At 47.7% G+C, this 3,995-nt stretch carries 2 protein-coding genes; one reads left to right on the forward strand and one right to left on the reverse strand.

The features are described from left to right. Nucleotides 1–1,509: response regulator (locus tag ABYW01_RS16000; RefSeq protein WP_372834570.1), on the forward strand; the 1,509-nt coding region annotated here is incomplete at its 5' end. Between the two features lie 177 nt (nucleotides 1,510–1,686). Here the strand turns inward: ABYW01_RS16000 and ABYW01_RS16005 are convergent. After that, nucleotides 1,687–3,995 (reverse strand): ATP-binding protein (locus ABYW01_RS16005; protein WP_372834573.1); only part of this gene is annotated, 2,309 nt, incomplete at its 5' end.

Below are 3,995 nucleotides of genomic sequence, written 5' to 3' on the forward strand. Positions count from 1 at the left end.
AGCATTGACCACCAAAGTACTTCAACCAATCATCATGGCATTTTTGAGGGCAAGCATGCAGAAATGATCAACTGCAACGAGCAGATTGCTGAAACGCTTGCCAGCTTCGGTCTAAAAACCCTAAATAACGCACCAATATCTACAGACGACTTAGATGCACTGAAAGAAAAGCTCCAACAAACGTCTGCAGACTTATTGATCCTTCAGGACTCAACCTCGGACCAACACAGTCTTCTCAACCTTATCAATACGTTTCATCCTAGCGTTGTAGGTGAAAAGCAAACTCCAATGCTAATACTTACCAGTACCAATAACGCGAAGGCTGTAAACAACCAATCCGAAAGCCCACAAGTACGTGCTCTTTCTTCCCTCGTAACACCCTCGAGCATCTTTGACGCACTCGCTGAAATAATGGACCTCGTACGACTTTGCGATACGCAAAACAAAACAGAGGACCTCTCTCGACAAGGGATTGACCGCTTGCTGGGCGCACACGTGTTGTTGGCAGAGGACAATGCCATAAACACAGAAGTTGCACGTAATATGCTGGAGCGATTAGGCGTTAACGTTACGACCGCTGAGAATGGCGCTGAAGCAGTTAACAAGCTACAGAATCAAACCGTGGACCTCGTGCTCATGGACATACAGATGCCCGTGATGGACGGCTATCAAGCCACTCAGCAGATCCGAAAAATGCCTCAGCATAGTGACCTACCTATCATTGCGCTGACCGCACACGCCATGAAAGGGGACCGCGAGAAGAGCCTGAAAGCGAATATGAACGGCCATTTAACCAAGCCGATTGATCCTGAAGAACTCTACACTGAGTTAATTCGATGGATTGACCCTAAACCTGAACGCTCTTCTGCTAAGACAGAGGACGCAATGAGGTTTTCTGAGTCAACCCCCTATCTTCTGCCTACAGAGCTTCCCGGCATTGATATCGACTCGGCTCTCAAACGCCTTTCGAACGACAAAGCACTCTACGGATCTCTACTGACGCGATTTTTTCAAGAACAATCCTCCACACCGCACGTCTTACAGGATCTGATGCAAAAAGGTGATTTGGACTCGGCCTATGCGTTGGCACATAAAATTAAAGGCGCTGCAGGCAATCTAGGCATGAAGAATGTGCAGGGCTGCGCCACAGCTTTAGAGCATGCTCTTAAGCTGGATAATACTGAGCACGTTGACGTTGTACGTGAGTTTGAGGCTGCGCTACAGGAAGTACTTTTGGCCATTTCTCAGATGCTGGAAACCAATACGGCAAGCACACCTGGTAACATTAATGAAATTGAGACCGACAAGGTACAAAGCCTTATTGATACGTTACTTCCGCTTCTTAACAGCGGCGATATTGCCTCACTAGAACAAAGTGACAACCTGTTAAATCAACTCAAAGACACTCAATATGAATCACTTGCCAGTGATGTACGAAAATATACGCACAACTTTGAGTTCGAACAGGCCGCCAGCCAGCTTGGTGAGTTGCACCTCGGGTTAGAATAACCCTGCCGCGTCACACAATATTACATCAATCGCTGGCAATGCCATCTTGAGTCTCGATACAAAGGACCTGTATCAGGCTTTGCTGTAAAACAGCCCGATGGAAGGATGAAGTCATCCTAGGTTTAATCCTGGTTGATAGAAAGGGCTTTGAGCTTAGGGAAATCTATCGGTCTCCCCTTATTCTCCTTGCATCAAGTGCTGCAACATAATGTTTATCTGTTCAGCGGCGATATCAAATTCGAAGTTCTGAATGCTATGACCAAGAACAGAACCCATATCTGTCGCCAAATACCCACCCGCTTGCCCAGATAACGCTGAAAACTGCTCAACAGCCGCACTATCACCACACTGAACCAATGCTAACAGCTCACTCAGACCCGCTACCAATACCGCTTTATCGGTCTCGTCAGAGCGCGGTATCTCCTCCTTTTTATCCCGTCGCGTCAGATCATCAACGCGCTTGATCAGTTGTTCCATTGTTATGGCAGATCTACTAACGAGCTCTTTCAGCTTAGGTGTCGCCTGCATTGCCTGTACTTCAATTTGTTCCATAAGATGGTGCAACGCCATCGCCCCAAGCGTACCGGATACACCTTTTATATTGTGGACCAACTCACCCAACCCAACAAAATCGCGTTGTCTGTATAGCACTTGCAGACGTTCAGCCACATCGCCTTCTCGTCCTAAAAAGCTCTGTAACAGCGAACGGTAAAGCTCTTCATTACCAGATAAGCGATACAGTCCCTGCTCATAATCTAACACCACAGGTGAGACTGACGCAGTCTCCTGCCCCCCTCCGGGAGACACTCTATGTTGTTTAGCGTCCTCCTTTACATGAGGGGCGGGAATCCACTTGCGCAAGGTTTTCACGAGTTCATCCGGATCAATGGGCTTGGATATATGATCGTTCATCCCACATTTAAAGCTTCGCTCTAAATCAGACGCCAGTGCGTTGGCGGTCAATGCTATCACTGGTAGGTCTTTGAATCTGCTCTGGCCACGAATCGCTGTCGCGGCAGCATATCCATCCATCACGGGCATCTGTACATCCATCAACACGACATCAACACGATGCTGTTCAAGATAATCCAGCGCCACCCGGCCATTTTCTGCTTCCCCGACCTGAGCACCAAAATGCTCAAGCATAGCTCGAGCAATTTCCATATTGATGAGATTGTCTTCCACAAGTAGAACCCGGACACCTCCTAGCAAACAATCTTGTTCTGCTGAAGCGATATCAGTTTTTTTGTTCTTACCAATGCTTAGCAACTCACCCACTGCCTGCAATAACGACGAACGTGTGTCCAATGTGTTGACGCTACGTATCGCAACACCAACAGGCTCTGATACCGGCAGAGTAGATTCAGGATCCAGTAACAATATCCGTAAAGGTTTAGCCTGCTCTGAATTCAGCAGGCTAAACTCAATGGAATCATGATGTTCTGGCAGACTCTCCAAGAACAGAAGGTCTGGGGAATAAGAATGCAGGAGGCTCTTTAATCCCTGTATCGGATTTATGACTGTATGATTTTCCACCTTCAGCCCCAGATGATGCAATTTATCCTGAAGAGGATCGGATAAATTGATACCCGCCAAACACATATCACTGAAAGCACCAGCACTCTCAAGCTCAGACGTTGGTTTCAGCGGCAACCGGACGCAAAAACACGTGCCTTTATTTGGCTGACTTTCAACACTGATCGTCCCGGACATCAACTCAACGAGCTGCTTGGAAATCGCTAACCCCAGTCCGGTACCGCCAAATTTACGCGTAATGCTTTCATCCACTTGTGTAAACGGTTCGAAAAGGTGATCAACCGCGCCAGCGGCCATGCCGATCCCCGTGTCTTTCACTCGGAACTCGAGATACCGCTTCCCTCCAGCTTCAACCAAAGGGGGGATGAGCACGCTAACTTCACCATGGTGAGTAAACTTGATCGCATTACTAAGCAGGTTGGTTAATACCTGCTGAATGCGTAGTGCATCGCCCAAATGACAATCAGGTAGGCTGAAATCGCGACTGACACTAAGCTTTATTCGCTTTCGCTCCGCTTCATACTGGTTAACCGTATATATCTGCTGAAGCAGCTCATCAAGGCTGTACTCATGTTCATCTATCAGGAGCTGACCTGCCTCCACCTTAGAGAAGTCGAGAATATCATTAATAATCCCTAAAAGGCTTTTCGCAGACAGGTGCAGTTTTTCTAGTCGATCCCGCTGATACGGTGACAGCTCTGATTGAAGCACCAGATAGGCCATGCCGATAATCGCATTCATCGGGGTGCGAATTTCATGACTCATATTGGCAAGAAATGCACTTTTATGGGCACTGGCTTCTTCAGCAAAACTGAGCGCTTGCTGAAGCTCTAAGGTGCGCTCACGGACAAGCGCCTCTTGATCAATCAACAGCTTACGGAGACTGGTATTGGCATCAAACAACTCTGATGCTTTACCTTCTAATAACGCCTCAGCCGCTTTGCGCGCAG

The sequence above is a fragment of the Pontibacterium sp. genome (assembly GCF_041587635.1).
GTDB lineage: Bacteria > Pseudomonadota > Gammaproteobacteria > Pseudomonadales > Balneatricaceae > Pontibacterium.